The following is a 26,715-nucleotide window of genomic DNA, read 5'->3' as shown; positions in this document are numbered from 1 at the left end:
TGTATGCCCGGAGTCGCCGCCCGTCAATCCTAAAACGCGCGAAGCAGCTCACCGTCCCCGTTGACCGGACGGCGCGCCGCCAACGCCCGATCGCGCCAGAGACGTCCGGCAGCACATCCCCCACCCAAGCCCGACCAAACCTCCCGCAACGGACCCCCCGCCCGCCCGATGCGCGTGATCAAGAGGTTTCGGTCAAGAAACCCGGCGCGGGTGACCGAAACCTCTTGATCACCTGGGGCTGGAGGGGGTGGGAGGTGGGGTGGGGGTGGGGTGGGAGGGGGTGATGGGGGCGGGTTAGGGGCGGGTTTCTTCGGGGCCTACGAAGGCTTCGCTGCGGGCGTCGCCGTCGTCGCTGCCCCCGAAGACGCGCGCGTCGTCGGCGGCCTCCGTGTCGGTTGCGCGACGGGCCGGCCGCCTCGGCTGCACCCACTGCCAGGGCAGGTTGCTGCTGGCATCGCCCAGCTCGGTACGCATCCGGGGCATCGCGGTCGGGCGGTTGTCCCGAATCCAGGCGACCAGGTGCTCCCGGACCAGGCAGCGCAGGTCCCACAGTCTGCCCGCGTCGGCGGCGCTGACCAGCGCCCGCACCCGGACCGTCCCGCCGGTGGCGTCGGTGACCTGCAGGACGCAGACCCGCCCGTCCCACAGCTCGGTGCCCTCGACGAGGCGGCGCAGCTCCTCGCGCATGGTCTGCACCGGCACCGCCCAGTCCACGTCGAACTCGGCGGTGCCGAGCACCGCCGCCTCGGTCCGGGTCCAGTTCTGGAACGGTTTGCTGGTGAAGTACGAGGTGGGCAGGATCAACCGCCGGTCGTCCCAGATCTGCACGACGACGTAGCTGAGGGTCAGCTCCTCGATCCGACCCCACTCCCCCTCGACGACGACCACGTCGTCGAGCCGGACGGCGTCGCTGAAGGCGAGTTGGAGGCCGGCGAAGACGTTGCCGAGCAGGCTCTGCGCGGCGAGCGCGGCCACCACACCGACCACACCGGCCGAGGTCAGCACCCCGGCGCCGATGCCACGCACGCTCGGGAACGTCATCAGCATGACCCCGACGGTCAGGATGACGATCACCGCGATGGTCAGTCGGCGCAGCATCACCACCTGGGTCCGTACCCGCCGGGCGTGCCGATTGTCCGGCACGTCGACCCGGAACCGGGCCAGCGCGGTGTCCTCCACGACGACCAGCAGGGAGGCGACCAGCCAGGCGGTGGTGGCGATGACGCCGAGGACGAGCAGGTGCAGCAGCAACTGCCGCCAGCTCTCACCGACCGCGTACCCGGTGCTGAGGCGGACGGCGAACTGCACGGCGACGACCGTGCCGGCGACCTGGAACGGGCGGTGCGCGTGATCGGTCAGCTCGGTCAACAGCTGCGACCGGCGGCCGAACCGCCGGGTCAGCCGGTGGACGACCTCGACCAGGAACAGGGCGACCGCCGCCGCGACGAGCGCGACGACGGCCGTTTCGAGATAGCTCTGCACGGCTTCGGTGCTTCCCTTCGACCAGACGTCGGGCACTCCGGGCAAAAGCCCAAGAGTGCCCGACGTCCCCGGAATCGACCAGCTCAGACCTTGCGGTACCGGGACTGGAGGAAGCAGTAGAGGCCGAAGGCGGCGATGCCGAGGGCCACCAGGGTCAGCAGGAACGTGCCGTACGACTGCTCGCGCAGCGTGTGCAGCGCGGCGTCCAGACCACGGGCCTTCTTCGGGTCGTAGTTCACCGCCGCCACGATGACCAGCAGACCGGAGATGCCGTACGCGACGCCCTTGGCGGTGTATCCGGCGGTGCCGAGGCGGCGGGCCAGCTTGCGGGTCTTCGGGCTCATCTCGCCGGTCTTCAGGTGCTTCTCGAACTTCTTGAGGATGCCGTAGATGACCAGGCCGACGCCGATGCCGGCGAGCACCAGCCCGGCCAGGCCGACCAGCCAGCGACCCCCGCTGGAGGTCATCAGCTTGCCGGTCAACGCCTCCTGCTGGTCGGCGCTGTTCGACCCGACGTCCTTGAAGACCTTGAAGGCGGTCCAGGCGAAGTAGAGGTAGACGACAGTCCGGCCGGCCGAGGCGAGCCGCTCGACGACCCGCTCCTTGCCCCGCTCGGCGCGGTGCCCGACCGCCGCCTCCAGCGCCTGCCAGATCGCCATCGCGAGCAGACCGACCGCGGTGGCGATGACCAGGAACTTACCCAGCGGTTGTTCGGAGAGGGTACGCAGCGCGCCGGACTGGTCGCCGTCGTCGGACGACGTGCCGAACGCGATCTGCAACGCCAACCAGGCGAAGAGGAGGTGGACGATGCCGTAGCCGATGAAGCCGGCCCGGGCGAGGAGTTCCAGCCACCGGCTGTCCGCCGTTCGGGAGGCGGTGGCTTCGGCGCTACGGGTGAGTGACATGGCGTCACAATCTCCGATTCGGAAGATTCCCAAACGTCGGCCACCGCCGCCCGCCCAGGTCAGTTGCCCGGGTTGCGCGATACGCGAATCTTGACCTGCTGGTCGGTCACGCTGTCCAGGGTGACTCCGAAGCCTCCGGCCTCGGCGGCCTGTTGGCCGGTGGTGAGGCTGAGCTGCTCGCCGGCGACCTCGACGGTCACCTGGTCACCCTCAGCGCCGACCAGCTTGGCCTCGACGCCCAGGATGGTGGCGCTCGCGTCGACACCCCGCTCGAAGGTGACCGTGCAGGCGTCCAGCCCGCAGTCGGTGGAGGCGCCCTGGGAACTGCAACCGGCGAGCACGGCGAGGCCGAGTGCCAGACCGGCGAACAGACCGGCGGCGCGGCGAATGGGGGGAATGGGCATGGTGGCGGGTCGGTTCGTCACCTCACCAAGAGTACGAGACGTCGGCGACGGTCCGGCCGAACGGTGATCCACCGCCGGCCGACCAGGCACGGGGAGCACCGGCTAGGGTCCGGGACATGCCGTTCGACATCGCCCGCACCCGGGCTGCCTATCCCGCCCTGACCGAGGGCTTCGTCCACTTCGATGGGGCCGGGGGCACCCAGACCGCGGCCGGTGTGATCGACGCGGTCACCGATGCCATGCGTACGGCGGTCGGCAACCGCAGCGCCGCCTTCGTACCGGGTCGCCGGTCGTTGGAGATGGTGGCCGAGGCCCGCTCGGCGGTGGCCGACCTGCTGGACGCCGACCCGGACGGGGTGGTGCTGGGCCCGAGTGCCACCGCGCTGACGTACACCCTGGCCCGCACGCTCGGCGCGAGCTGGCGCCCGGGCGACGAGGTGGTGGTCTCCCGGCTCGACCACGACGCGAACGTGCGACCGTGGGTGCAGGCGGCCGAGGCGGCTGGCGCGACGGTGCGCTGGGCCGAGGTGGACCGGCACACCGGTGAGTTGCCCGCAGCCCAGTACGCGGACCTGGTCGGTGAGCGGACGCGGCTGGTCGCGGTGACCGCCGGCAGCAACGCCATCGGCACGATGCCGGACGTGGCGGCGATCGCCAAGACCGCTCACACCGTCGGCGCTCTGGTCTGCGTCGACGGGGTGCACTCGGTGCCGCACGGGCCGACCGACCTGGCCTCGCTCGGCGCCGACGTGCTGGTCACCAGCGCGTACAAGTGGTCCGGGCCACACCTGGCGGCGATGGTGGCCGACCCGGCCCGGTGGGCGGCGCTGCGCCCGGCGAAGCTGGTGCCCTCCTCCGACGGGGTGCCGGAGCGGTTCGAGTACGGCACCCCGAGCTTCCCGCTGCTGGCCGGTGTGACCGCCGCGGTGGATCACCTGGCGGGGCTGGACCCGGACGCGGTCGGGGACCGGCGGGCGCGGTTGCGCGCCGGGCTGGCCGCCGCCCAGGCGCACGAGGAGGCACTGCTGGACCGGCTGCTCGCCGGGTTCGCGGAGCGGTCCGCGATCACCGTCTACGGCTCGCCGGCCCGGCGCTGCCCGACGGTGTCGTTCCGGGTCGCCGGGATGTCACCAGCGGCCACCCAGGAGGCGTTGGGCGCCGCCGGGTTCTGCCTCTCCGTCGGTGACTACTACGCCTACGAGTACTTCCAGATGATGGGTCTGCGCGACAGCGGTGGCGCGGTGCGGGCCAGCATCTACCACTACAACACCGTCGACGAGGTGGACCGGTTGCTCGGCGAACTGGACGCGCTGACCGACGCCGCGGGGAGAATGGCCGGATGAGCACCCTGGTCGAGGACAACCCGGCAAAGCACCGCTTCGAGATCCTGGTCGACGACGCGCTGGCCGGCTTCACGGCGTACCTGCCGCGCGGGGAGGTCCTGGTCTTCACCCACACCGAGGTGGACCGGAGCTTCCAGGGCAAGGGCGTGGGCGGCACGCTGATCCGGGGCACCCTGGACCAGGTCCGCGCTCGCGGCACCAAGGTGGTGCCGCAGTGCCCCTTCATGGCCGCGTTCATCGACAAGCACCCCGAGTACGCGGACCTGGTCGCCGACCTCGCGTAGCGCCAGCCGGTCGAACAGCGCCAGCCGGTCGAACAGCGCCAGCCGGTCAGCTCAGCGGTCGCCGGCCAGCACCTCGGCGGCGGCCCACCCACTGGCCCGGGTGGCGCCGTGGGTGGCCAGGTGCACCGCCCCGGTGACCAGCTCGGGCACGCCCAGCTCGACCACGACCGCGTCCGGCCGGACGGCCAACGCGCGTTGCACGGCGGCGCGCATCCAGTCGTGCCGGTGCAGGTCGCGGACCACCAGGACCAGTGGGCGAGCGCCCGCCCCGGCGCCGGGGTCGGCCGGCACGTCGGGTTCGGCGTAGCGGACCGTGCTCGTGCCGGGCAGCAGCTCGCCCAGCGGCGCGCCGATGCCCCACGGGGTCTCCGCGCCGATGGCGATGTTGCGGGGCGGCTCGAACTCGACGACGTGCGCCGCGCGGGTCAGCGGCAACGCGACCGTCGCGGTCCGGGCGGTGGTGACCCGGACGGCCCGGCGGGCGGCGACCAGACCGACGTCGGTCGCACCGCGCGCTCCGGCCGACCCGGCGGTGCGGGCGGCCACCGTCCAGGCGGCGAGTTGACCGACGCGCTTGGCCGCCTCGGCGAGGCGTTCCTCGGGCAGCTCACCGGAGACGACCGCGGCCACGATGGCGTCGCGCAGCTCGCGGGCCGCCTGCTCGTCGGCCCGTTCGCCGCCGATGCAGATCGCGTCGGCTCCGGCGGCGAGGGCGCGGACCGTCGCCCCGGCGAAGCCGTACCGGTCGGCGACGGCGCGCATCTCCATCGCGTCGGTCACCACCACGCCGGAGAAGCCCATCTCGTCGCGGAGCAGCCCACCGAGGATGCGCTGGCTCAGCGTGGCCGGCAGGTGCGGGTCGAGCGCGGGCACCAGCAGGTGACCGGTCATCACGGCCTGCACCCCGGCGGACACGGCGGCCCGGAACGGGGCCAGCTCGCAGGCGTCCAGCCGGTCCCGGTCGGCGGTGATCTGGGGCAGGTCGTGGTGTGAGTCGACGCGGGTGTCGCCGTGCCCGGGGAAGTGCTTGGCGCAGGCCGCGACGCCACCGGCCTGGAGGCCGCGGACCCAGGCGGCGGTGTGCCTCGCGACCAGCGCCGGGTCGGCACCGAACGAGCGGACGCCGATCACCGGGTTCTCCGCGTTGGAGTTGACGTCGGCGTCCGGGGCGTAGTTGAGGGTGACTCCCGCCGCGGCCAGCTCGACGCCGAGGTCTCGGGCGACCGCCTCGGTCAGCTCGGGGTCGTCGACCGCGCCGAGGGCGAGGTTGCCGGGCCGGGAGCTGCCGTGGACCGACTCGAGCCGGGTGACGTCTCCGGCCTCCTCGTCGATCGCCACGATGACGTCCGGCCGCTCGGCGCGCAGCGTGGCGGTGAGCGCCGCCACCTGCGTGGAGTCGACGACGTTGCGGGCGAAGAGCACCACCGAGCCGAGGCCCTCACCGAGCCAGCGGCACACCCACGGTGGCGGGGTGGTGCCGACGAACCCGGGTTGCAGGACGGCGGCGGCGAGCGCCGGAAGGTGCCCGCTGGGCGTGGTCACGCCGCCCTCGCACAGTTGTTGATGTCCATCATCGGCGTCGGTGCGCCCCCGTCGACCCGCTGGTTGCGCTCGCTCATGCGGCCCCCGTACCCCATCTCTCGCGCGCCCTCGGCGCACCGCCACCGGCAGGCGGTCCTGCCATGGTCACATCGGGAGATTCAATAGTCAATAAACCTTACAGTTGCCCGGTGGCCCGCATCCCGGGAGAGTGCGGGGATGGACCCCGCCCTGCTGGCCGACGCGACGAGCCCGGCCGACATCCCCGGCGTACGCCTGCTCGGCCTGGTGGTCGGCGCCCTGCTGCTGCTCGCCGCGATCCGGGCGATGTTCGGTCGGCGCTGAGCGCCACCCGCCGACCGGGACCCGGCGAGCCGGGGTGTGGCCGGCGGCGGCCGGGGTACGGCTCTCCCCATCAGCAGGTTCCGCGTGCCGAGGGGGAAACAATGAAGATCGGTTACTTCCTGTCCAGTGAGGAGTTCACCCCAGCCGAGCTGCTGGAGCAGGCACGCGGTGCGGAACGGGCCGGCTTCGAGGCGCTGTGGATCTCCGACCACTACCACCCCTGGGTGGACGCACAGGGCCAGAGCCCCTTCGTCTGGTCGATGATCGGCGCGCTCAGCCAGGTCTGTTCGCTGCCGGTGACCACCGCGGTGACCTGCCCGACGATGCGGATCCACCCGGCCGTGATCGCACAGGCGGCGGCGACGAGCGCCGTGCTGCACGGCGGACGGTTCGTGCTCGGCGTCGGCAGCGGCGAGGCGCTCAACGAGCACATCTTCGGCGACGCCTGGCCGCAGACCGACGTCCGGCTGGAGATGCTGGAGGAGGCCGTCGAGGTGCTGCGCGAGCTGTGGGGCGGCGGCTTCGTCAACCACCACGGCAAGCACTACACCGTCGAGCACGCCCGGATCTACACGCTGCCCGACACTCCCCCGCCGATCTACGTCTCCGGCTTCGGACCGAAGTCCATCGACCTGGCCGCCCGGATCGGCGACGGCTACGTGAGCACCATGCCCGACGGCGAGATGGTCCGGCGCTTCCGCGAGAACGGCGGCGGCGACAAGCCCTGTCAGGCCGGCTTCAAGGCGGCGTACGCGGACAGCGAGGACGAGGGCCTGCGCATCGCGTACGAGCGCTGGCCCAACGCGGGGGTGCCGGGTGAGCTGTCCCAGGTGCTTCCCTCACCGCGGCACTTCGAGCAGGCCGCCGAGCTGGTCAAGCCGGAGATGCTGAAGGACGCGTTCGTCTGCGGCAACAGCCCCGACGCACACCTGGCGATGATCGACCAGTACGCCAAGGCCGGCTTCGACGAGGTCTACGTGGCCAACACCGGCCCGCACTACCAGGGCCTGTTCGACCTCTACCAGCGCGAGGTCCTGCCCCGCCTGCGCTGAGCCCCGCACCGACGACCCCATGATCTTCCGAATGAGTTTCGGCGGTCATGGGGTCGGGTACCTCCGGCTCTCGATGAAACTGTCCACGCATTCGATGACGTTGCGCCGCGCGGCCCGGAGCCTCTTCGGCTGGAAGGCACTGCGGCCCAACCAGCTGGCCGCCATGCGCGCGGTGATGAAGCGACGTGACGCCCTGGTAGTGCTGCCCACGGGCGCCGGCAAGTCGGCCATCTACCAGATCCCGGCCAGTCTGATCCCCGGCCCCACCGTGGTGATCTCCCCGCTGCTGGCTCTCCAGCAGGACCAGATCGCGGCCCTCAACGAGCGTCAGCGCCCGGAGCTGCGGGCGGTGCGGATCAGCTCGAACGAGTCGGCCGCCCAGCAGGCCGAGGCGATCGCCGAGATCCGCGAGGGCCGGGCGGAGTTCCTGTTCATCACCCCGGAGCAGCTGAGCAACCCCGACCGGATGGCGGAGGTCGCCGCGCTGAAGCCGGCGCTGGTGGCGATCGACGAGGCGCACTGCATCTCGGCCTGGGGGCACGACTTCCGCCCCGACTACCTGGCGCTCGGGCACCTGATCGAGGGCATCGGCCGGCCGCCGGTGGTGGCGCTGACCGCCACCGCGTCCCCGCCGGTACGCGACGACATCATCGCCCGACTGCGGCTGCGCGAGCCGGAAGTGGTGGTCTCCGGGCTGGACCGGGCCAACCTGTTCCTCGAGGTGGCGCACTGCCCCGACGAGGACTACCGGTGGCGGCGCCTGATGACGCTGCTGCGCGACGAGGGGCGGCCGGGGATCATCTACGTGCCGACCCGCCGCGCCGCCGAGGAGCTGGCTACCCGGTTGACCGACGCCGACTTTCCGGCGCAGTTCTACCACGGCGGAATGGCCGCCGGCGCGCGCACCGAGCTGCACGAGGCGTTCCTCGCCGACCAGGTGCCGATCATGGTGGCCACCTCGGCGTTCGGGATGGGCATCGACAAGCCCAACATCGCCTGGGTGGTGCACATGGCGCTGCCCGACTCGCCGGACAGCTACTTCCAGGAGATCGGCCGGGCCGGGCGCGACGGACAACCGGCCCGGGTGCTGCTGCTCTGGCAGGCCGAGGACGTGGGCCTGCAACGGTTCTTCAGCGGCGGCCTGCCCAACTCCGACGAGCTGCGGGACCTGGCCGCGCTGCTGCGCCGCAAGCCGGCCACCAAGACCGAGCTGCGTGAGACCACCGGCCTCGGGCCCCGCAAGCTGGGCCAGTACCTCTCCCTGCTGGAGCAGGTCGGGGCGGCCGAGCCGCGTGCCCGGCAGCGCATCAGCGCACCCCGCTACTCCCCCGACCCGGTGGACGCCGCCGCGGCGGCACTGGCCGAGGCGGAGCGGCAGCAGACGGTGACCCGGTCCCGCACCGACATGATGCGGGCCTTCGCCGAGACCCGCGCCTGCCGGGGGCAGACCCTGCTGGCCTACTTCGGCGAGCAGATGACCGAGGTCTGCGGGCACTGCGACAACTGCCACGCCGGCACCAGCGTCGCCGACCAGGGCGCGGTCGGGCCGTTCCCGGTGCACAGCCAGGTGCGTCACCCGGAGTGGGGGCACGGCATGGTGCTCGGGTACGAGGAGGACAAGATGACGGTTCTCTTCGATGAGGTCGGGTACAAGACGCTGTCGGTGCGCGTGGTGTCCGAACAGGGCCTGCTGACCCTGGACTAGCCTGACCCGGGCACCGGCGTGGGGCCCGGTGGATCGACCAAGCAGGGCACCGATTGACCAAGCAGAGCAGGGCGGAAGGGGCATTGCCGTGATCGAGCAACCGGCGTACACCGGATTCGGTTTCTCCGATGGGGAGTGGGGGTTGCTGGTCGGCCTGCCGCAGTCGGTCCTGACCGCGGCGAGCGCCGCCGAGTCCGACGGCACCCGCCGGACCATGGCGGAGACCGCGGCCGGGCTGGAGACCATCGGTGCCGGCCGGGAGTCGGCCAGCCCGCTGGTCACCGCCGTGGCCGGCGAGATCGTGACCCGGGTCGGTGACCCGGACACCGGCGAGGAGCTGCCGGTCATCGCGCCCGCCGACCCCCGGGCGTACATCGACGACGTGCTGCTGCGGGCCGGCGAGGCCGCCGCGTTGCTGGCCGCGCGGGTCGACGAGGGCGAGGCCGGGGCGTACAAGCACTGGCTCGTGAAGATCGCCGAGCAGGTGGTGGGCGCCGCGTCCAGCGGTGGGCTGCTGGGCATCGGCGGCGAGTCCGTCAGCGACTCCGAGCGGCGCTTCCGCGACCGCCTCGCACACGTGCTCATCGACTGACGGACGACAACGACGCATCGGCCGGACCGGTCGGCTCGGCGGCCAGCGCCGCCGGGTCGGCCGGCCGGACGCCGCGTAGCGTGACCAGCGCGGTGACCGCGCCCAGCAGCATCGCCACCATGGCGGCGATCGCGGCGAGGTGCAGCCCGTCGGTGAACGCGACCCGGGCGGCGTGCAGCACCGCGTCGGCCAGATCCGCCGGCAGCCCCTGCGCCACCGCGAGCGCACCCCCCAGGGTCTCCCGGGCCGCGGCACCGGTGTCCGCCGGCAACCCGGCCGGCAGTCCGTCGAGGATCTCGCGGCGGTAGATCGCCGCGCCCACGCTGCCGAGGATCGCCATTCCCAGCGCGCCGCCCAGTTCACTGCTGGATTCGGTAAGCGCCGACGCGACGCCGGCCTGCTCGGGCGGCGCCGCGCCGAGGACCAGCTCGGTGACGAGGGACATGACCATCACCAGGCCAGCCGCGTAGACACTGGCGCCGCCGAGCAGCAGCCACAGCGACGTCTCCGGTGTGACCTGGGTCAGCACCGCGAAGCCGAGCACGGCGATCCCGAAGCCGGCACCGATCAGGTACGCCCGTTCGACGCGCTGGGCGAGCGCGGCGGCGGCCGGCGCGATTCCGCCCACCGCCAGCGACGGCACGAGGCTCCACAGTGCCGCCCGCAGCGGGCTCAGACCGAGCACCAACTGGAGGTGCTGGGTGGTGAAGATGGCGAAGCCGACCAGCGCGAACATCGCCAGCAGGTTGACCGCGAGGGAGCCGGCGAAGCCCCGGCGACGGAACAACCCCAGATCGATCATCGGGTACGCCCGGGTCCGCTGCCGGTGCAGGAACAGCGCGCCCACCAGCAGGCCGGCGACGATGGCGAGCACCCGCACCGGGCTGAGGCCGTCGCGGGCCATCTCCTTGATGCCGTAGATCACCGGCAGCAGCGCGCCGAGAGACAGCGCCGCACTGACCAGGTCGAACCGCCCGGTCGCCGGGTTGCGGAACTCGGGCACCAGGATCGGCGCGAGCAGGAGCAGCATCAGCATCGCCGGGATGTTGATCAGGAAGATCGAGCCCCACCAGAAGTGCTCCAGCAGGACGCCGCTGAGCACCGGGCCGATCGCGATGCCGCCGGTGAGCGTGGCGGTCCAGATGCCGATCGCGGTGCCGCGCTGCTTGGCGTCGTGGAACATGTTGCGCACCAGGGCAAGGGTGGACGGCATCAGGGTGGCCCCACCGACGCCGAGCACGGCGCGTGCGGCGATCAGCGTCGGTGCGCTGTCGGCGTACGCGGCCAGCAGCGACGCCGCCCCGAACGCGGTGGCACCGATCAGCAGGAGCCGGCGTCGGCCGATCCGGTCGCCCAGAGCGCCCATGGTGATGAGCAGCCCGGCCAGCACGAAGCCGTAGATGTCGAAGATCCAGAGCTGCTGGGCACCGGTGGGGCGCAACTCCTCACTGATGAACGGGACCGCGAAGTAGAGCACCGACACGTCCATCGAGACCAGGAGCAGCGGCAGCATCAGCACCGTGAACCCGATCCACTCCCGCCGGCCCGCCCGTGGCGCCGGTGTGGTGGTCATCGTCGTCATGATCAATTCCTTTCTGCGTATGGCGTACGCTGTTATGCGTAGACCATACGCAGAACTAGGATGTCGAGGCAAGGAGGAAAAAGTGGCGGCGAAGACAGACGACAGCGGGCCAGTGCTCCCGCCGGCCATCGAGAGCGCCTGGGGGCTGCGGGAACGGCCACCCAAGGGCCCGAGGCCGGGGATGAGCGTGCCCACCATCGTGGACGCGGCCGTCCGAGTGGCCGACGCCGACGGGCTGGCGGCCGTCTCGATGAGCCGGGTGGCCAAGGAGTTGGGCGCCGCCACCATGGCCCTCTACCGCTACGTCGGCTCGAAGGACGAGCTGCTGATGCTCATGGTGGACACCGGGTACGGCCCGTCGCCCGGTCCGCCCCCGCCAGAGGACGACTGGCGCGCCGGGCTGACCCGGTGGGCCTGGGCCGAGCACGGCGTGCTGCGGCAACGCTCCTGGCTGCTGCACGTGCCGATCACCGGCCCGCCCATCACCCCGCAGCAGCTCGGCTGGATGGAGGACGGGCTGCGCTGCCTCGACGGCACCGCGCTCGCCGAGGGCGAGAAGATGTCGGTGCTGCTACTGATCACCGGCTACACCCGCAACGAGGCCACCCTCACGTCACAGATCGCCGAGGGCAGCCGGGCAGCCGGCGTCGCGCCGGGTGAGATGATGCCGGCATACGGTCGGATGGTGGCCCGGTTGATCGACCCGGCCCGCTTCCCGGCGCTGCACCGGGTGCTGACCTCCGGGGTGCTCGACCAGGACGACGACCCCGACGACGAGTTCATCTTCGGCCTGGACCGGATCCTTGACGGCGTCGAGGCCCTGATCCAGCGCCGAGCGGGTTGAGGGAGCCGGATGCTGTTGAAGGACACCATCGACACCACCATCCTGCCACCGGGCGAGCGGTTCGGGATGTGGCTGGACCTTGTCGCGCGCACCTCGGCGCCGATGCGGATCCAGTCCGCGCACGCCGACGACTTCGCCGCCCGGGCCGACTTCCTCGACCTCGGCCCAATCCAGCTGATCAAGTACCACTACCCGTCGCTGGACGCCACCCGGACCGCCAAGCTGATCCGCCAGTCGGACCCGGAGCTGTACATGCTCGCCCTCACCACGGGCGGTGTCGGTACGTCCAGCCAGGAGGGCCGACGCAGCGAGATCCGCTCCGGCGAGTTCACCTTCTACGACGCGTCCCGGCCGCACGACGTCGGCCACCAGGCGACCGATCCGGAGCGGGACCACGCCAGCTCGATCATCGCGATGATCCCGCACGCCGCACTGCCGCTGCCGCCACAGCGGATGGCCGCGCTCTACGGCGGCCGAATGTCCGGCAGCGAGGGGGTCGGCGCGCTGTTGGCGCAGTTCCTGACGCAACTGACCGGGCATCCCGAGCAGTACCACGCCGCCGACGCCAGCCGACTCGGCGCGGTGGGACTCGACCTGGCCACCACCATGCTCGGCCGGCACCTGGTCGCCGAGGACGCGGTGCCCACCGAGGTCCGCCGCCGGGCACTGCTCGCGCAGGTGCAGGCGTACGTCCACCGGCACCTCGGCGAGGCGGCGCTCAGCCCACAGGTCCTCGCCGACGCACACCACATCTCGGTGCGGTCGCTGCACCGGTTGTTCGAAGCCGAGGACACCACGGTGGCGTCCTACATCCGGGAGCTGCGGCTGACCCGATGCCGGCGCGACCTGTCCGACCCGGCGCTGCGCAACCAGCCCGCGCAAGCCATCGCGGCGCGCTGGGGGTTTCCCGACAAGGCCCATTTCAGCCGGGTGTTCCGGGCGGCGTACGGGATGAGCCCACAGGAGCATCGCGACGGCGGCTCGCATCCGGCGCGGATCGTCAACCGCGCGGCGTCCACGGTCAACTCATTGGCGGCAGACTGACACCAACGCGGCCGACCGCCGCCCGCACAGCGGGCCGACGGTGGGCCGCCAACGGGGGCCGTGGCGAGGCGCCCGCCGCGCTCGCGGCGGGCGGCCGCCCGGTGGACCCCGACCACACCTGAGGCCCCGGCTCCGTCACTTTTCCCCCAGGACCGTCGGCGGGGCCGGTCAGGCTTCCTCCAGCAGCTCCCGGACGACCCTCTCGGCCTCCTCGCGTGGCGCCTGCGGGTCCACCGACGCCACCACCCCGTCGTGGTAGAGGTCGACGACCCGAGGATCCACGTAGGACGCACGGGCCACCGTCGGAGTGTTGCCCAGCAGCTCGGCCACCTCGCGCATCACGGCGACCACCGCCTTGCGCCGGGCGGTGACCGAGCGGGCCGGGCCTGCGGTGGCCAACTCGGTGGCGGCGAGCACGGTGGCGTGCCAGGTGCGGAAGTCCTTGGCGGTCATCTCCCCACCACTGGCGTCGCGCAGGTAGCCGTTGACCTCGTCGCTGCGCACGTCGCGCCACTCCCGGCCGTCCCAGTAGCCGAACAGCCGGTCCGCCTGCCTCCGACGACGGCGAAGATTGACCAGCACCTGGCACAGCTCCGGGTCCTCGATCCGGCGCACCTGCTCGATGCCACCCTTCGCGGGAAACACGAAGACCACGCAGCCGCCCCGGGACCGGGCATGCTCCGGACGCAGGGTGGACACCCCGTACGTCGGGTCGTCGCCGGCCGCGTACTGGTCGCTGCCGACCCGGAACATCCCCATGTCCAACAGTCGCGCCACGGTCGCCAGCACCCGGTCCCGGCCCAGCCCTCGGCCGTCCAGGTCACGCCCCACCCGCTCCCGCAGCACCGGCAGCCGCCGGGCCACCTCCAGCATGTGGTCGAACTTCGCCTCGTCCTGCTTCTCCCGCCACAGTGGGTGGTAGACGTACTGCTTGCGCCCGGCCGCGTCGATTCCGATCGCCTGGATGTGCCCGTTCGGGTATGGCGAGATCCAGACGTTCTGCCAGGCCGGAGGGATGACCAGCTCCCGCAGCCGGGCCAGGACATCCGGATCCCGGACCGGAGCGCCGGTCGGGTCGACGAAGAGCCAGCCCCGCCCACGCCGACGCCGTCCGTACCCCGGTCGACCCGGGTCGCTACGCCGCAACCGCACCGGAGACCCGCACCACCTTTTCCACCTCAGCCACGGCGGCCAGCACCTCGTCGAGGCGCAGAGCAGCCATCGTCGGGTGGCTTCCTACCCCGTCCCACCTGGGCCAATCCCCCTCGCCGGCCCAGAGCACCCGGTGCCGGGGCCGGTCCGGTGGCGGCCCCCAGTGAGCCGGCGGCACCGGCCCGAAGAGGACGACCGACGCGGTGCCGTACCCGGTGGCCAGGTGCGCCACACCGGTGTCTCCGCTGACCACCAGCCGGGCGTTGGCCACCAGCGCGGCGAGCGCGCCGAGGTCGGTCCGGCCAGCCAGAACCGAGTCGGGTGCCAGGCCGGCCGCCTCGGCCACCCGGGCCGCCAGCGCCCGTTCGTCGGCCGAGCCGGTGAGCAGCACCCGGTGGCCCTGGTCGGTGAGTGCCCGGGCCAGCGCGGCGAACCGCTCGGGGGGCCACCGCTTGGCGGGGATCTTGCTGCCGGGATGCAGCACGGTGACTCCGGTGGGCAACCCGGCCGACCCGGGCCGGCGCAGGGCGAGGTCGGTGCGGTCGGCCGGGATGTCGTACCAGGACAGCAGCCGGCACCACCGGTCCACCTCGTGCTCGTCGACGGCCCATTGCGGGCCGTCGGCGTAGCCGGCGTCCACGGTCGCGAAGGCGAGCAGCCGGCCGGGCCGGGTGGCCGCGAGCAACCGGTGCGACTGCGGGCCACGCCCGTGCAGGTTGACGGCGACCTGCGGGGCCGACCCGACCGGGATCGGCCGATCCAGCCCGGCGGTGTCCACCAGCCGGTCGACGCCGCCGACCAGGTCGACCAGCGGGGCCAGCCAGGCGGGCGCGGCGAGCGCCAGCTCCCGACCGGGGTACGCGGCCCGCAGCGCCCGCAGCGCGGGCACCGCGGTGACCAGGTCGCCGACGCCGAGGGCGCGCAGCACGAGGATCACGGGTACGACGTCTCCTGCTCGGCGCAGACCACCATCTCCCGGACCGCGCAGCCGGCCGGCTGGCTGAGCGCGAACATGATCGCGGCGGCGGTGTCGGCGGGATCGTTGAGGATCGCGTCCGGCCCCGGCTTGTACTGCGGGTCGCGTTCGTCGAAGAACGACGTACGCATCCCACCCGGGATGAGCAGGGTGACGCCGACCTGACCGGCGAGCTCGGCGGCAAGGGCGCGGGTGAAGCCGACCACGCCGAACTTCGCCGCGCAGTACGCGGTGGCGTCGCTGACCGCCTTGACGCCCAGCGTGGAGGCGACCGTGACGATGCGGCCCCGGGACGTCAGCAGGAACGGCAGCGCGGCCCGGATCACTGCCGCCGTGGCCAGCAGGTCGACGGCGACGATCCGGTCCCAGGTCTCGCCCGGCACGTCGGCGAGTCGACCCGGCACGTCCGTTCCGGCGGCGGTGACCACCGCGTCCAGGCCGCCGGCCTGCTCGGCGAGGTGCTGGGTGGCCACCTCGGCGGCCCGGGTGTCGGCCAGGTCGCACTCGGTCCAGGACACCCCGTCCACCGGCGGCTGCCGGTCCAGCACGAGCGGTCGACCACCGGAGGCGGCCACTGCCGCGACCACCGCGGCGCCGAGCCCGCTGGCACCGCCGGTGACCAGGACCGTGGGCCCGGCGCCGGGCCGCGTGGCGGTCATCGGGTCCGCTCCCCGATGGAGCGAACGATCATGTCGGTGGTGGAACGACCGTCCAGGTAGGGCACCACCACCGTGTTCCCGCCCCACCGGCGCAGGACCTCCGCCTCCGGCAGGGTGGCGGCCGCGTCCCCACCGCCGGTGGCGTAGTCGCCGCCCTTGACCCAGATGTCCGGTCGTACCCAGGACAGCGCCGCGTCCGGGGTCGGCTCGTCGAAGATGAGGACCGCGTCGACGCAGCTCAAGGCGGCCAGCAACCGGCTGCGGTCACCCTCGGACATCACCGGTCGGTCCGGCCCCTTCAACCCGGCCACGCTGGCGTCGGAGTTCAGGCAGACGATCAGGCAATCGCCGAGCTGCCGGGCGGCCTGCAGGGTGGCCACGTGCCCGGCGTGCACCAGGTCGAAGCAACCGCCGGTCGCCACCACCGTGCCGCCTGCGGCCCGTACCTCACCAAGGAGCGTGGCGACCGCCGCGACTCCCACCCGGTCACCACCCCGGCCGACCACACCGGCGGTCATGGGAGGGGCCGGCGGAGGAAGCGCCGCCGCGACTCCCCCACCGGCCACGTACGCGGACGCCTCGGCGACCGCCGCCTGCACCGCCTCGGAGACCAGCGCGCCCTGGGCCAACGCGAGGCTGGCGGCGGCGGCGAACCGGTCGCCCGCCCCGCAGGTGTCCCCCTCGGCGCTACCCGGGGTCGGCACGACCAGCGGAGTCGACCCGGCGTGGCAGAGCAGCGCGCCGTCACCGCCCAGCGTCACCGCGACCGCACCGGCCCGCCAGCGCCGCCGCAGCCCCTGCGCACCACGGGAGGCGGTGGCCAGCCGGGAGGCGCCGGGCAGTGCGGGGACCAACTCGCGCACCTCCGACTCGTTCGGGGTGGCCAGATGGATGCCGGGCACCGCCGCCGGGCCGCGCGGGTGCGGGTCCCACACCACCGGCGCGCGGGTGGCGGCCAACGCGTCGCGCAGCGCGGGCTGCCGGGCCACCCCCCGGCCGTAGTCGCTGACCAGGACGGCCGACGCCGCACCGATCACCCGGAGCACCTCGTCGGAGGGCTGACCCGGCTCCCCGGACATGCCGCCCCGGTCGTGGCGCAGCAACACCCGACCCCGGGCCCGCAGCCGGATCTTCTCCGGCGTCGCCCCGGACAGGGCCAGTGGGTACACCTGCACTCCGGCGGCGGCGAGTAGCGCGCTCAGTCGGGCCCCGCCAGCGTCGTCGGCGAGCGCGGTCACCAGCACCACCTCGGCGCCCTGCGCGGCGGCGAACACCGCCGCCAGACCGGCACCACCGGGTCGGTCGGTGGCCGCGGTCTCGTCGAGCACGGGCACCGGGGAGTCCGGGCAGAGCCGATTCACCACCCCTTCCACGTCCCGGTCGAGCAGGGTGTCCCCCAGCACCACCACAGGTCCCCTCACGCTTGCCTCCCCATCCTCACGCGTCGACCTGCTGTCCGGTCCCACCGTCGAGCACCACTTCGACCCCGGTCCGCACCGGCCCGGACGGGAGCCGACCGGCCGGTGCGGGCTCCTCCGGTACGCGCTCGACAACCGCTGGGGCGCTGGCCGCGGCCAGTGCGGCGGGCAGTTCCTGTTCGAGGTACTCGCAGAGCAGATGACTGGTCACGAGGTGCAGTTCCTGCACGACCTGGGTGTCGGGGGACGCGACCGCCAACACGTCGTCGCAGGCGTCGGCGAGGGGATTGGGGGCGGCCCCGGTGAGCGCCCAGGTAGTCAGGCCGACGTCGCGGGCGGCCTGCGCGGCGGTGACCAGATTGGGGCTGGTGCCACTGGTGCTGAGCAGCAGCAGGACGTCGCCGGGGCGGCCGTGGGCGCGCACCTGGCGGGCGTACACGTCGGTGTAGCCGTAGTCGTTGGCGATGGCGGTGAGCGCGCTCGTCTCGGCGTGCAGCGCGATCGCGGACAGCGGCTGACGGTCGTGATGAAGCTTGCCGACCAGCTCGGCGGTGAGGTGCTGGGCTTCGGCGGCGCTGCCACCGTTGCCGGCGACCAACAGGCGGCCCCCGGCGGCCAGCCGGTGGGCCAGATCCGCACCCCACCGCGCCAACTGCGGCTCGCAGCGCCGGTACGGCACCAGCGCCGCGGTGAGATTCGTCAGGTGGGTGTCGAGCAGGCTGCCCGCCGGCATCAGGCCACCACCCGGGCCGGCCGGCGCACGGCGGCCACCTCGCTGTAGACCTCGACCAGCCGCTCGGCCGTGGCCGCCCACGAGTACCGCGTCCGGGCGCGCTCGCGCGCCGCCGTCGCGTACGCGAAGCGCCTGATCCGGTCGTCGAGCAAACCCTGGATCGCGGTGGCCAGGGCATGCGGGTCCCGCGCCGGCACGAGATCACCTGTCGTCCCGTCCACCACGGTGTCCCGGATGCCGCCGACGGCGGTGCCGACAACCGGCACCCCGCAGGCCATCGCCTCCAGCGGGGTCAACCCGAACGGCTCGTACCAGGGCGCGGCGACCAGCAGGTCCGCCGAGCGGTACCAACGGCCCATCTCCTCCCGAGGTACCGCGCCGACCAGGTGCACCCGGTCGGCCACCCCACACGACTCGGCGAGGGCCCGCAGCCGCCGGGCGTACGGGTCGGTCTCCAGCAGGCCCTCGGGCGGGCCGCCGACCACCACGCACTCGGCGTCCGGGACCAACGCCATCGCGCGGATCACGGTCTGGAAGCCCTTGCGTTCGACCAGCCGGCCCACGGTCAGAATCCGGGCTCGACCCGGCTCACGCTCGGCGGCCGGCCCGAGCGGGGCGAACGTGGCGAGGTTGACCCCGGAGGGCACGACGGTCATCCGGGACCGGGGCACACCCATCCGGACCAGCTCGCCCACCTCGTCGCGGCACTGCGCGATGATCCGATCCACCGAGCGGCCCAGCTCACGTTCGTAGGACACCCGCCGAGCCGGGCTGGTGTCCTGCACGCCCTGGTAGCGGCGCTTCACCGTGCCCAACGCGTGGTACGTCTGCACCACCGGCACCCCGGTCTGCCGGCCGGCCGTCAGCGCCGCCAGGCCACTCATCCAGAAGTGCGCGTGGATCACCTCGGGCACCCAGTCCCCGCCCCGCCACCGCTCGATCAGCCAGCGACTGAACTCGCGCATGTGTGGCAGCAGCGTGTCCTTGGCCACCGGCTCCGCCGGGCCGGCGGGCACGTGCACCACGTCGTACCCGTCCGGGCTGCGCACGGTCACCGGCAGGTCGAGAGCGTCGCGGCGGGTGTAGACCCGCACCTCGTGCCCGGCGGCGGCGAGCGCGGCGGACAGCTCCGCGACGTGCGTGTTCTGGCCGCCAGCGTCCTCCCCTCCGAGGACGGCGAGCGGGCTGGCGTGCTCCGAGATCATCGCGATCCGCATACTTCCTCCTCCAGCAGCCGGTCCCAGTCAGCGAGGAAACGGTCGAGGCCGTACCTGTCGCGCGCGGCGGTTCGCGCCGCCGCGCCGGCCTGGCGTGCGGTCGCCGGTTCGGCGATGAACCGGCGGGCGGCGTCGAGCAGGGTGTCCGTCCGGGTCGCGAGGGCACCCGCCTCCGGGGGCACCGCCGTCACCGCCTCGGTGGTGGCGAGCGCGACGACCGGCATGCCGATCGCCATCGCCTCGATGAGGCTGAGCCCGAGCGAGGTCCACCGGCACAGGTGCAGGTACGCACGCCGCCGGGCCAACTCGGCGTGCATCCGGTCCTGGGGCACGTCGTCGTGACTGGTGAGCCGGTCGGCGGGCAGCCCGAGGTGGTCGGCCAGGCCGGCCACGCCCATGCCGAACACGTCCAGCGGCGCGATCTCGGCGAACTGGGGCAACAGGTCGGTCCCCGTGACCCGACCTCGTCGTACCGGCTCGTTGATCACCACCGCGAGCCGGTCGAGCTCACCGGTGTAGGACGCGGAGGGGGCGACGATGCCGTGGTCGACCACCGTGGTGCGGGTGGCGCCGCTGTCCCAGAAGATCTGGTTGAACCCGGTGACGTGGGCGATGAGCAGGTCATCGCGGTCGGCCATCGGGTGGCGGGTGTTGGGCACGTCTCCCTTGGGGGTGTTGTGTTCGACGTAGATGGCGGGGACGTCGCGGCCAGGGCGGCGGCGCAGCCACTCCTCGGCCCGGTCGATCTCCTCGGGGCGTTGCAGGATGACCAGGTCGACGTCGGTGCCCGGCAGGTCCTCCGGGGTGACCTCGACCGCGTTGTCGGGCCAGGGGTAGGTGCGGGCCCGGCCGAGGCCGTACGGGCCGCGGTCGGGTGTGGTGGGGATCAGGTAGCGATGGCTGCCGTGCACGAAGGACGTGGTCCAGGAGCCGTGCACGTGCCAGAGCAGGATGTTCATCGGCTACCACCGCTGACGGCGAGCGTCCGCAGCGCGTCGACCACCTCGTCCGGGTCGATGCCGCTGAGGCAGGGATGCCCGGGGACCGGGCAGCTGGCTGCCCGGGTGTCCCGGCAGGGCGCGGCCGCATCGCCGAGCCGGACGGTGGGCACCCGGTAGGGCCCCCACTGCCCGAACGGAACGGTCGGCGCGAAGAGGCTCACCACCGGCACACCGGCTGCGGCGGCCAGGTGCGCGGGTCCGGTATTGCCGACCACGACCGCGCTGGCGTCCGCCATGATCGCAGCCAGCCCGGCGAGGTCGGTTCGGCCACCCAGGTCGGTGCCACCGGCCGCCGCGACCCGGGCGGTGACCCCACGCTCGTCGGAGCCGCCGGTAACCAGCACCCGGTGCCCTGCGGTGGTCAACGCCCCGGCGATCCGGGTCGCCAACTCGGGCGGGCAGGCCCGGCTCGACGCGGCCGACCCGGGGTGCAGCACCACGTACCCCCGATCGCCGAGAGCGGCCGGGCGCGGTGCCACCGCGTCGTGGCGGAGCCGGAGCACGGGTTCGTCGCCGTCGGGCAGCCGGTGGCCGGCGGCGGCGGCGAGGGAGAGGGCACGTTCGGGTTCGGGGACGCCCACCGGCACCCGGTGCCGGATGTCCAGCAGCGAGCCCGGGTAGTCGTCGCTGATCGCCGCGATCCGGCCGATCCCCGCCATCCGCAGCAGCAGCGCCAGCGGCAGGGCGGACTGGTGGAACGAGGTGAACACGACCGCCTGGTCCGCACCGACCGCGCCGAGGCGCGCGGTCAGGCTCCTCATGGCCTCCGGCTCGACCGGCGCCGGCATGGGGTCGATCCACGGCAGCGGGTGCTCGATGATCTCGTCGACGCCGGGCAGCAGGTCGGCCGCGGCACGGCCACGCGGCCCGCACAAGAGCACCACCCGCTGCGCCCCAGCCGCGACGGCGCGGATCGCCGGCCCGGTGACCAGCACGTCCCCCGCCGAGTCGGACCGGACCACCAGCGCTGTCCGCACCGGGTCGCCGGGCCGGGTCGCGGGTTGCACGGCTTGTTGGCGGCGCAGGATCTCGTCCACCGCCGCCGGCAGATCGGTGGCCACCCACCCGGCGGCGGCGATCTCCTCCGGGCGGGTCACGGGGGTGGGCACCAGCACTCCCGCAGCCCCCGCGGCGAGCGCGGCGGCAATGTCCCGACCGATGTCGCCCACCATCACGCACCTGGACGCGGTCGTGCCCAGCTCCCGGGCTGCGGCGTACACCAGGCCGGGCGCGGGCTTGCGGCAGCCACAACCGTCGGCATCGTCGTGCGGGCAGACCAGCCACGCGTCGAACCGGCCCAGCAACTCCTCGACGCGGGCGTGCACCGCCCGCATCTGCTCCCCGGTGAAGTAGCCCCGAGCCAGGCCCGACTGGTTCGTCACGACCGCCAGCCGCAGCCCGGCCGCCCGCAACCGATCCAGCGCCGCCCGCGCTCCCGGCACCGGTCGCACCTTCTCCGGGTCGCCGTTGTAGGGCACATCCTCGATCAGGGTGCCGTCGCGGTCCAGCAACACGGCGTCGTACAGGACGGGGCGGGAGCTCCCGACGGACTCGGAACCGGCGCGGTCAGCAGCGGCATACACCCGGGCTGACCTGCGCTGATACGGATCCTCCTGGTCCTGTCGCACAGCCGGCGGGTTCCCTGCGCCCCGAGGAGTAAACGTCGTCGTGGAGGCGGTGGGCCAGCGCCGCCGGCGGTGCCCCAGGTCGGCCTTACCCGCCGCACCGGAGAAGCTAACCCGCCGGCCGTTAGCCCCGCGGAAGCGCGGGTATGGAAGCCCAGTGGCGATTGTGGAGAAAGTGATCGATGCTCCCCCGCAGCAGGTGTTCGACGTACTGGCCGACGGGTGGACGTACAGCGACTGGGTGGTGGGCACTGCCCACGTGCGGGACGTCGACGACACCTGGCCCCGGGTGGGCAGCCAACTGCACCACCGAGCCGGCCCGTGGCCCTTCTCGTTGCAGGACGCGTCGACGGTGCTGGTCTGCGAGCCGCCGCACCGGCTCGTGCTGAAGGCCGGTCTCTGGCCGGCCGGCGAGGCGATCGTGGCCTTCACCCTGCAACCCGTCGGCGAGGGCGCCACCCGGGTCCGTATCGGGGAGGACTTCGCCGCCGGTCCGCTGCGCTGGGTGCGCAACAAGCTCAACGATGTGGTGCTGCACCTGCGTAACCGGGAGACGCTGAACCGGCTCTCCGACATCGCCACGCGGCAGAAGGGGTCGCCGTGACGCAGACCGGCGCCAGCCCTGACCAGCAGAAATAGCCCGAACGTCGCAGAACACGGCGGTCCGCGACGCTCCGGAGGGGTGCCTCCTTCAAACCAGAGGCGTCAACTGGATACCCTTTCCAGGAGCCCCTGTCCGCAAACCGAGGATGTCCGACATGATCAAGCCCGTGCAGCTGCCGTCGCCGTGGCGGGACGCACGCCTGACCGTCGTCGTGCCCACCTACAACGAGGCGGGCAACCTCCCTGCGCTGGTCGAGCGGCTGCTCGCGATGCCACTGCCGGGGCTGCGCATCCTCGTCGCCGACGACAACTCCCCCGACGGCACCGGGGAGGTGGCCGACAAGCTGGCGATCGAACACCCCGACCGGATCGAGGTCGTGCACCGCGCCGGCAAGGAGGGCCTCGGCCGGGCGTACGTGGACGGGATGAGCCGGGCGATCGAGGGCGGCGCCGAGTACGTGGCGCAGATGGACGCCGACCTCTCGCACCCGCCGGAGGCGCTGCCGGGGATGCTGGGCGCGCTGCTCTCCACCCAGGCCAGCGTGGTGATCGGTTCCCGCTACGTGCCCGGCGGCGAGCTGGACGAGAACTGGCCGCTGTACCGGCGGGCGCTCAGCGGCTGGGCCAACCTCTACGTGCACACTCTGCTGCGGGTGCGGATCCGGGACCTGACCGCCGGCTTCAAGATCTGGCGCGCCGACGCGCTGCGCGACATCAACCTGGAGCGGGTGCAGTCCAACGGCTACAGCTTCCAGGTGGAGATGCACTACCTCGCCACCAAGCTGGGGCACACCATCCTGGAGGTGCCGATCCGCTTCGAGGAGCGGCGCGACGGCGTCTCCAAGATGACCACCGCGACCAAGGTGGAAAGCGCGCTGATGCCCTTCCGCCTGAAGAGCAAGCACCGCAACATCACCCGCTGACCCCCACCCCCACCCCCACCCCCACCCCGCACCCCCACCCGCCTGCGGTGATCAAGAGGTTTGCGTCGCCAGCGCCCGAAAAACTGACGCAAACTTCTTGATCACCGCGGGCGGGCAGGGCGGGAGCCGGGGGTGCGGGCGGGGGTTAGTTGGGGTTGGGGTAGACCGCTCGGTGGGCGGTGGCTATCGCTGCGGCGTAGGCGCGCCCGGTGAGTCGGCGGTCACGGGCCAAGGCCGCGCGGGCGGCGTTCGCGCCGGGAGCGCCGTGCACCCCGCCGCCGGGATGCGCCGACGCGCTGGCCAGGAAGAGCCGGTCCACCGGGGTGTCCGCGCGGCCCAGGCCAGGGATCGGGCGCAGGAACAGCTGCTGGTACGCGGCTGCGGTGCCGCCGCCGAGCGTGCCGCCGACCAGGCTCGGGTTGCCCTTCTCCAGGTCGGCCGGCCCGGCCACGTGTCGGCCGACGATCAGTTGCCGGAAACCCGGGGCAGCCTCCTCCAGCACGTCCTCCATCCGCTGCACGTGCCCGGCGACGTCCTCGGCCCGCCAGTCCCGACGGAACGGCAGGTGGGTGTACGACCAGAGCGACTCGGTGCCCGGTGGGGAGTGGCTCGGGTCGGCCACGGACATCTGTCCGAGCAGCAGGAACGGGTTTCGGGGCAACTCGCCACGGGCCAGCTCACTGGCATAGCTGGTCAGGCCGTTCAGGTCCGCGCCGAGGTGCACGGTGCCGGCCCCGGCCAGTTCCCGGTTCGTCCATGGCACCGGCGCGGAGAGCGCCCAGTCCACCTTCAGCGTCGAACCGTCCCACCGGAAGTGCGCCAGGTCCTCCACCAGCCGCGACGGCAGCGCAGCCGCGCCGACCAGGTCGAGGTAGAGCGCTGGCGCCGGCACGTCGGCGAGCACGGCGCGGCGGGCCCGCCACAACGTGCCGCCCTCCGTGCGGACTCCCATCGCCCGGCCCCGGGCCGTGAGCACCCGGTCGACGCGGGCGCCGTAGAGGATCGTCCCGCCGCGCTCCTGCAGCCGGGTCACCAGCGCGTTGGTGATCTGCTGGGCGCCGCCGTCGGGCACCGGCCAGCCGACCTGCTGGCCGAGCATGGCCAGCAACCAGCCGTACACTCCGGAGCCGGCCTCCTCCGGGGACAGGTCGGTGTGCAGGGCGCAGCCGGCCAGCAGAGCCGGACCGCCCGGGCCGTCGAAGAGTTCGTCGCCAAGCTTGCGGACCGGCACCACCAGGCGCCGGGCCAGGCGCAACGCGCCGGCGACGTGCAGCCGGCGCAGCAGAGCCAGCCCTCCGCGTACCGGCGGGAACGGCGTGGTGATGGTCTCCAACATCGGCTCGGACACCTCGAGCCAGTCGGTGTACGCGTTGATCCAGCGCTTGCCGTCACCGGGGGCGAACTGCTCCAGCGAGGCGGCCGTGACATCCGGGTTCCGGTTGATCACGGCGGCCCGACCGTCCGGCAGCAGGTGCGCCAGCACGTCCGGCGAATGCCGCCAGGACAACCCGTACCGGCCCAGGTCGAGGCCGCCCAGCACCGGCGAGGCGTACCCCAGGGGGTAGAACGAGCTGTAGAGGTCACTCAGATAGCCGGGCGCGGTCACCTCGGCGGAGCGGACCGCGCCGCCGGGCACCGCGGTCGCCTCCAGCACCACCACCTCCCAGCCGGCGTCCGCCAGCAGGTTGGCCGCCACCAGGCCGTTGTGACCGGCCCCGACGACGACGGCGTCCACGCTCTGCGCGGCGGTGGTAGTCATCCGATCCGCCTACCCTGCCCGCAACCGGGCGAAACGCGTTTGCCTCGCCCGGGCCGGGGCATCCAGCGCCGCATGTACACGGTTGCGCAGCTGGTGGGCGGAGTGTGGGGCGCGGGCGGCGACGGCGGCGAACTGGTCGTGCATGATCCGGCGGACGGCTCGCCGGTCAGCACGGTGCCGGTGGCCACGGCGGACGAGGTTGGCAAGGCGACACAGGCGGCACGCAACGCGGCGGCCCAGTGGGCGGCGACCGCGCCGGCCGAGCGGGCGCGGCGCTGCACCGGGCCGCGGACATGGTGGCGGCGGCCACCGAGGAGCTGGCGCGGCGGTCACCGCGGAGATGGGCAAGCCGTTGGCGGATGCCCGCGGCGGCGTCGAGGCAGGCGTCGGGACCCTGCGACAGTACGCGGAGCTGGCCCCGCTGCGCGGCGGACGGACACTGAACGGCGGAGCGGACGCACTGGACTTCCTGACCCCGCAGCCGCGCGGTGTGGTGGCCGCCATCACCCCCTGGAACGACCCGGTCGCGGTCTCCTGCGGCCTGCTCGGCGCGGCCCTGGTCACCGGCAACGTGGTGCTCTTCAAGCCGAGCGAACGGACACCCGCGACGGGTTGGCTGTTGGCCCGGGCGCTGGATGAGGCGCTGCCGACCGGTGTGTTGTCGCTGCTCACCGGCGGCCCGGAGGTCGGTGCGGCGCTGGCGGCGCAGGAGGTCGACGTGGTGGCGCACGTGGGCTCCACCGCGACCGGGCGGTCGATCGCCGCCGCCGCGGCCCGCACCGGCGCGAAGGTGCTCCTGGAGAACGGGGGCAGCGACCCGTTGATCGTCGACGCGGGCGTCGACCCGGAGTGGGCGGCCGGTGAGGCCGCGCTCGGCGCGTTCGCCAACGCCGGGCAGATCTGCGTGGCGGTGGAGCGGATCTACGTGCACCGGGAGGTGGCCGAGGACTTCATGGCCGCGCTGGTGCGGCGCGCCGAAGCGCTGCGGGTCGGGCCGGGCCGGGACCCGGGCACCGAGCTGGGTCCGTTGGTCGACCGGCGGCACCGGGACCACGTACACGGGCAGGTCGCGGCGGCGGTGGCGGCCGGTGCGCGGGTGCGGGTCGGCGGCGAGGTGCCGGACGGGCCGGGGGCGTTCTACCCGGCCACGGTGGTCACGGACTGCCGGCATGACATGCCGCTGGTGCGGGAGGAGACGTTCGGACCGGTCGCGCCGGTGGTGGTCGTCGACTCGTTCGACGAGGCGCTGCGCTGCGCCGCGGACTCCCCGTACGGGCTGGCCGCCACCGTGTTGACCACGTCGATGAGCCACGCTCAGCGGGCCTGGAGGGAGCTGCCGGTGGGCACCGTCAAGGTCAACGCGGTGTTCGGGGGTGCGCCCGGTGGCGCCGCGCACCCGCGCGGGGCCAGTGGGCAGGGCTTCGGGTACGGCCCGGAACTGCTGGACGAGTTCACCGCCACGAAGGCGGTGCACATCGAGGTGCCGGGCGGCGGTCACTGGTGAACAGTACGGGCGGACGCAGGGATG

At 73.1% G+C, this 26,715-nt stretch carries 24 protein-coding genes and 1 pseudogene; 11 read left to right on the top strand and 14 right to left on the bottom strand.

Going from position 1 to position 26,715, the window contains the following annotated elements:
• Positions 1–294: 294 nt before the first annotated feature.
• From PCA76_RS11445 to PCA76_RS11435, 3 genes are all read right to left on the bottom strand, one after another.
• Complete coding sequence (locus PCA76_RS11445; RefSeq protein WP_272617380.1) at positions 295–1,482, bottom strand: mechanosensitive ion channel family protein; 1,188 nt, start codon at positions 1,480–1,482, stop codon at positions 295–297.
• An 83-nt stretch (positions 1,483–1,565) separates the two neighbouring features.
• Positions 1,566–2,387 carry a DUF1206 domain-containing protein gene (locus tag PCA76_RS11440; protein WP_272617378.1) on the bottom strand — a complete coding sequence of 274 codons (822 nt, stop codon included), beginning with the start codon at positions 2,385–2,387 and terminating at the stop codon, positions 1,566–1,568.
• 59 nt (positions 2,388–2,446) lie between these two features.
• The gene (locus tag PCA76_RS11435; RefSeq protein WP_442930219.1) at positions 2,447–2,812 is read right to left on the bottom strand and encodes a hypothetical protein; all 366 of its coding nucleotides are present in this window, start codon (positions 2,810–2,812) and stop codon (positions 2,447–2,449) included.
• A 95-nt stretch (positions 2,813–2,907) separates the two neighbouring features.
• Here PCA76_RS11435 and PCA76_RS11430 point away from each other — a divergent pair, with 95 nt between their 5' ends.
• Both PCA76_RS11430 and PCA76_RS11425 read left to right on the top strand, forming a co-directional pair.
• The gene (locus PCA76_RS11430; protein ID WP_272617376.1) at positions 2,908–4,134 is read left to right on the top strand and encodes a cysteine desulfurase-like protein; all 1,227 of its coding nucleotides are present in this window, start codon (positions 2,908–2,910) and stop codon (positions 4,132–4,134) included.
• Positions 4,131–4,418: a GNAT family N-acetyltransferase gene (locus PCA76_RS11425; RefSeq protein WP_272617373.1), complete on the top strand. Its 288-nt coding sequence runs from the start codon at positions 4,131–4,133 to the stop codon at positions 4,416–4,418. Before PCA76_RS11430 ends, PCA76_RS11425 begins: the two co-directional genes overlap by 4 nt.
• Positions 4,419–4,469: 51 nt before the next feature.
• Here the strand turns inward: PCA76_RS11425 and PCA76_RS11420 are convergent, their stop codons facing one another.
• Positions 4,470–5,960, bottom strand: coding sequence for a glycoside hydrolase family 3 protein (locus PCA76_RS11420; RefSeq protein WP_272617371.1), 1,491 nt, complete (start codon positions 5,958–5,960; stop codon positions 4,470–4,472).
• 216 nt (positions 5,961–6,176) lie between these two features.
• Here PCA76_RS11420 and PCA76_RS11415 point away from each other — a divergent pair, with 216 nt between their 5' ends.
• The 4 genes from PCA76_RS11415 (at position 6,177) to PCA76_RS11400 (ending at position 9,651) form a co-directional block, all read left to right on the top strand.
• Positions 6,177–6,302, top strand: a complete 126-nt coding sequence (locus PCA76_RS11415) for a hypothetical protein (protein WP_255421242.1) — start codon at positions 6,177–6,179, stop codon at positions 6,300–6,302.
• 101 nt (positions 6,303–6,403) lie between these two features.
• Complete coding sequence (locus PCA76_RS11410; protein WP_272617366.1) at positions 6,404–7,354, top strand: TIGR03557 family F420-dependent LLM class oxidoreductase; 951 nt, start codon at positions 6,404–6,406, stop codon at positions 7,352–7,354.
• Positions 7,355–7,427: 73 nt separating this feature from the next.
• Complete coding sequence (locus tag PCA76_RS11405; protein WP_272619316.1) at positions 7,428–9,059, top strand: RecQ family ATP-dependent DNA helicase; 1,632 nt, start codon at positions 7,428–7,430, stop codon at positions 9,057–9,059.
• A gap of 88 nt (positions 9,060–9,147) precedes the next feature.
• A complete protein-coding gene (locus tag PCA76_RS11400) occupies positions 9,148–9,651 on the top strand; it encodes a hypothetical protein (RefSeq protein ID WP_272617364.1) in 504 nt (167 codons plus the stop codon).
• Here PCA76_RS11400 and PCA76_RS11395 read toward each other — a convergent pair.
• Complete coding sequence (locus tag PCA76_RS11395; protein ID WP_442930255.1) at positions 9,641–11,236, bottom strand: MFS transporter; 1,596 nt, start codon at positions 11,234–11,236, stop codon at positions 9,641–9,643. The genes PCA76_RS11400 and PCA76_RS11395 overlap by 11 nt on opposite strands.
• Before the next feature lie 79 nt (positions 11,237–11,315).
• On the opposite strand from PCA76_RS11395, the gene PCA76_RS11390 reads away from it, so the two are divergent.
• Together PCA76_RS11390 and PCA76_RS11385 are read left to right on the top strand one after the other, a co-directional pair.
• Positions 11,316–12,077 carry a TetR/AcrR family transcriptional regulator gene (locus tag PCA76_RS11390; RefSeq protein ID WP_272617360.1) on the top strand — a complete coding sequence of 254 codons (762 nt, stop codon included), beginning with the start codon at positions 11,316–11,318 and terminating at the stop codon, positions 12,075–12,077.
• Between the two features lie 9 nt (positions 12,078–12,086).
• On the top strand, positions 12,087–13,121 hold the full coding sequence (locus PCA76_RS11385; RefSeq protein ID WP_272617358.1) for a helix-turn-helix domain-containing protein: 1,035 nt from the start codon (positions 12,087–12,089) through the stop codon (positions 13,119–13,121).
• Positions 13,122–13,289: 168 nt separating this feature from the next.
• Here the strand turns inward: PCA76_RS11385 and PCA76_RS11380 are convergent, their stop codons facing one another.
• From PCA76_RS11380 to PCA76_RS11345, 8 genes are read right to left on the bottom strand one after another with little or no spacing between them, the layout of a single operon-like run.
• A complete protein-coding gene (locus PCA76_RS11380; RefSeq protein ID WP_272617356.1) occupies positions 13,290–14,273 on the bottom strand; it encodes a DNA topoisomerase IB in 984 nt (327 codons plus the stop codon).
• The gene (locus PCA76_RS11375) at positions 14,257–15,210 is read right to left on the bottom strand and encodes a glycosyltransferase family 9 protein (protein WP_272617354.1); all 954 of its coding nucleotides are present in this window, start codon (positions 15,208–15,210) and stop codon (positions 14,257–14,259) included. The genes PCA76_RS11380 and PCA76_RS11375 overlap by 17 nt, the downstream gene beginning before the upstream one ends.
• Positions 15,207–15,908 carry an SDR family oxidoreductase gene (locus PCA76_RS11370; RefSeq protein ID WP_272617352.1) on the bottom strand — a complete coding sequence of 234 codons (702 nt, stop codon included), beginning with the start codon at positions 15,906–15,908 and terminating at the stop codon, positions 15,207–15,209. The genes PCA76_RS11375 and PCA76_RS11370 overlap by 4 nt, the downstream gene beginning before the upstream one ends.
• Positions 15,905–17,329 carry a PfkB family carbohydrate kinase gene (locus PCA76_RS11365; protein ID WP_272617350.1) on the bottom strand — a complete coding sequence of 475 codons (1,425 nt, stop codon included), beginning with the start codon at positions 17,327–17,329 and terminating at the stop codon, positions 15,905–15,907. Before PCA76_RS11365 ends, PCA76_RS11370 begins: the two co-directional genes overlap by 4 nt.
• A gap of 16 nt (positions 17,330–17,345) precedes the next feature.
• Positions 17,346–18,062: a D-sedoheptulose-7-phosphate isomerase gene (locus PCA76_RS11360; protein ID WP_272619314.1), complete on the bottom strand. Its 717-nt coding sequence runs from the start codon at positions 18,060–18,062 to the stop codon at positions 17,346–17,348.
• Positions 18,059–19,276, bottom strand: coding sequence for a glycosyltransferase (locus PCA76_RS11355; protein WP_272617348.1), 1,218 nt, complete (start codon positions 19,274–19,276; stop codon positions 18,059–18,061). Before PCA76_RS11355 ends, PCA76_RS11360 begins: the two co-directional genes overlap by 4 nt.
• Entirely contained in the window at positions 19,261–20,235 is a 975-nt protein-coding gene (locus PCA76_RS11350; protein WP_272617346.1) for a glycosyltransferase, read from the bottom strand. Before PCA76_RS11350 ends, PCA76_RS11355 begins: the two co-directional genes overlap by 16 nt.
• Positions 20,232–21,905 (bottom strand): HAD-IIIA family hydrolase, encoded by a 1,674-nt coding sequence (locus PCA76_RS11345; protein WP_272617344.1) that lies wholly within the window; start codon positions 21,903–21,905, stop codon positions 20,232–20,234. Before PCA76_RS11345 ends, PCA76_RS11350 begins: the two co-directional genes overlap by 4 nt.
• A 154-nt stretch (positions 21,906–22,059) precedes the next feature.
• Here PCA76_RS11345 and PCA76_RS11340 point away from each other — a divergent pair, with 154 nt between their 5' ends.
• Entirely contained in the window at positions 22,060–22,506 is a 447-nt protein-coding gene (locus PCA76_RS11340) for an SRPBCC family protein (RefSeq protein ID WP_272617343.1), read from the top strand.
• A gap of 154 nt (positions 22,507–22,660) precedes the next feature.
• A complete protein-coding gene (locus tag PCA76_RS11335; RefSeq protein ID WP_272617341.1) occupies positions 22,661–23,428 on the top strand; it encodes a polyprenol monophosphomannose synthase in 768 nt (255 codons plus the stop codon).
• A 145-nt stretch (positions 23,429–23,573) separates the two neighbouring features.
• On the opposite strand, the gene PCA76_RS11330 is transcribed toward PCA76_RS11335, so the two are convergent.
• Positions 23,574–25,187 carry a phytoene desaturase family protein gene (locus PCA76_RS11330; RefSeq protein ID WP_272617338.1) on the bottom strand — a complete coding sequence of 538 codons (1,614 nt, stop codon included), beginning with the start codon at positions 25,185–25,187 and terminating at the stop codon, positions 23,574–23,576.
• Positions 25,188–25,259: 72 nt separating this feature from the next.
• On the opposite strand from PCA76_RS11330, the pseudogene PCA76_RS11325 reads away from it, so the two are divergent.
• A pseudogene (locus PCA76_RS11325) lies at positions 25,260–26,691 on the top strand (aldehyde dehydrogenase family protein).
• The last annotated feature ends 24 nt before the right edge of the window (positions 26,692–26,715 follow it).

The sequence above is a fragment of the Micromonospora sp. LH3U1 genome, from assembly GCF_028475105.1.
GTDB lineage: Bacteria > Actinomycetota > Actinomycetes > Mycobacteriales > Micromonosporaceae > Micromonospora.
Note: the sequence above shows the minus strand (reverse complement) of the source record. Positions and strands in the feature narration are given on the sequence as shown.

What these genes read in the sequence shown, in the direction of transcription:
- PCA76_RS11440 (WP_272617378.1), bottom strand. Translation starts at nt 2,387, where the DNA reads ATGTCACTCACCCGTAGCGCCGAAGCCACCGCCTCCCGAACGGCGGAC.
- PCA76_RS11430 (WP_272617376.1), top strand. Translation starts at nt 2,908, where the DNA reads ATGCCGTTCGACATCGCCCGCACCCGGGCTGCCTATCCCGCCCTGACC.
- PCA76_RS11425 (WP_272617373.1), top strand. Translation starts at nt 4,131, where the DNA reads ATGAGCACCCTGGTCGAGGACAACCCGGCAAAGCACCGCTTCGAGATC.
- PCA76_RS11415 (WP_255421242.1), top strand. Translation starts at nt 6,177, where the DNA reads ATGGACCCCGCCCTGCTGGCCGACGCGACGAGCCCGGCCGACATCCCC.
- PCA76_RS11410 (WP_272617366.1), top strand. Translation starts at nt 6,404, where the DNA reads ATGAAGATCGGTTACTTCCTGTCCAGTGAGGAGTTCACCCCAGCCGAG.
- PCA76_RS11405 (WP_272619316.1), top strand. Translation starts at nt 7,428, where the DNA reads ATGAAACTGTCCACGCATTCGATGACGTTGCGCCGCGCGGCCCGGAGC.
- PCA76_RS11385 (WP_272617358.1), top strand. Translation starts at nt 12,087, where the DNA reads ATGCTGTTGAAGGACACCATCGACACCACCATCCTGCCACCGGGCGAG.
- PCA76_RS11370 (WP_272617352.1), bottom strand. Translation starts at nt 15,908, where the DNA reads ATGACCGCCACGCGGCCCGGCGCCGGGCCCACGGTCCTGGTCACCGGC.
- PCA76_RS11355 (WP_272617348.1), bottom strand. Translation starts at nt 19,276, where the DNA reads ATGCGGATCGCGATGATCTCGGAGCACGCCAGCCCGCTCGCCGTCCTC.
- PCA76_RS11350 (WP_272617346.1), bottom strand. Translation starts at nt 20,235, where the DNA reads ATGAACATCCTGCTCTGGCACGTGCACGGCTCCTGGACCACGTCCTTC.
- PCA76_RS11335 (WP_272617341.1), top strand. Translation starts at nt 22,661, where the DNA reads ATGATCAAGCCCGTGCAGCTGCCGTCGCCGTGGCGGGACGCACGCCTG.
- PCA76_RS11330 (WP_272617338.1), bottom strand. Translation starts at nt 25,187, where the DNA reads ATGACTACCACCGCCGCGCAGAGCGTGGACGCCGTCGTCGTCGGGGCC.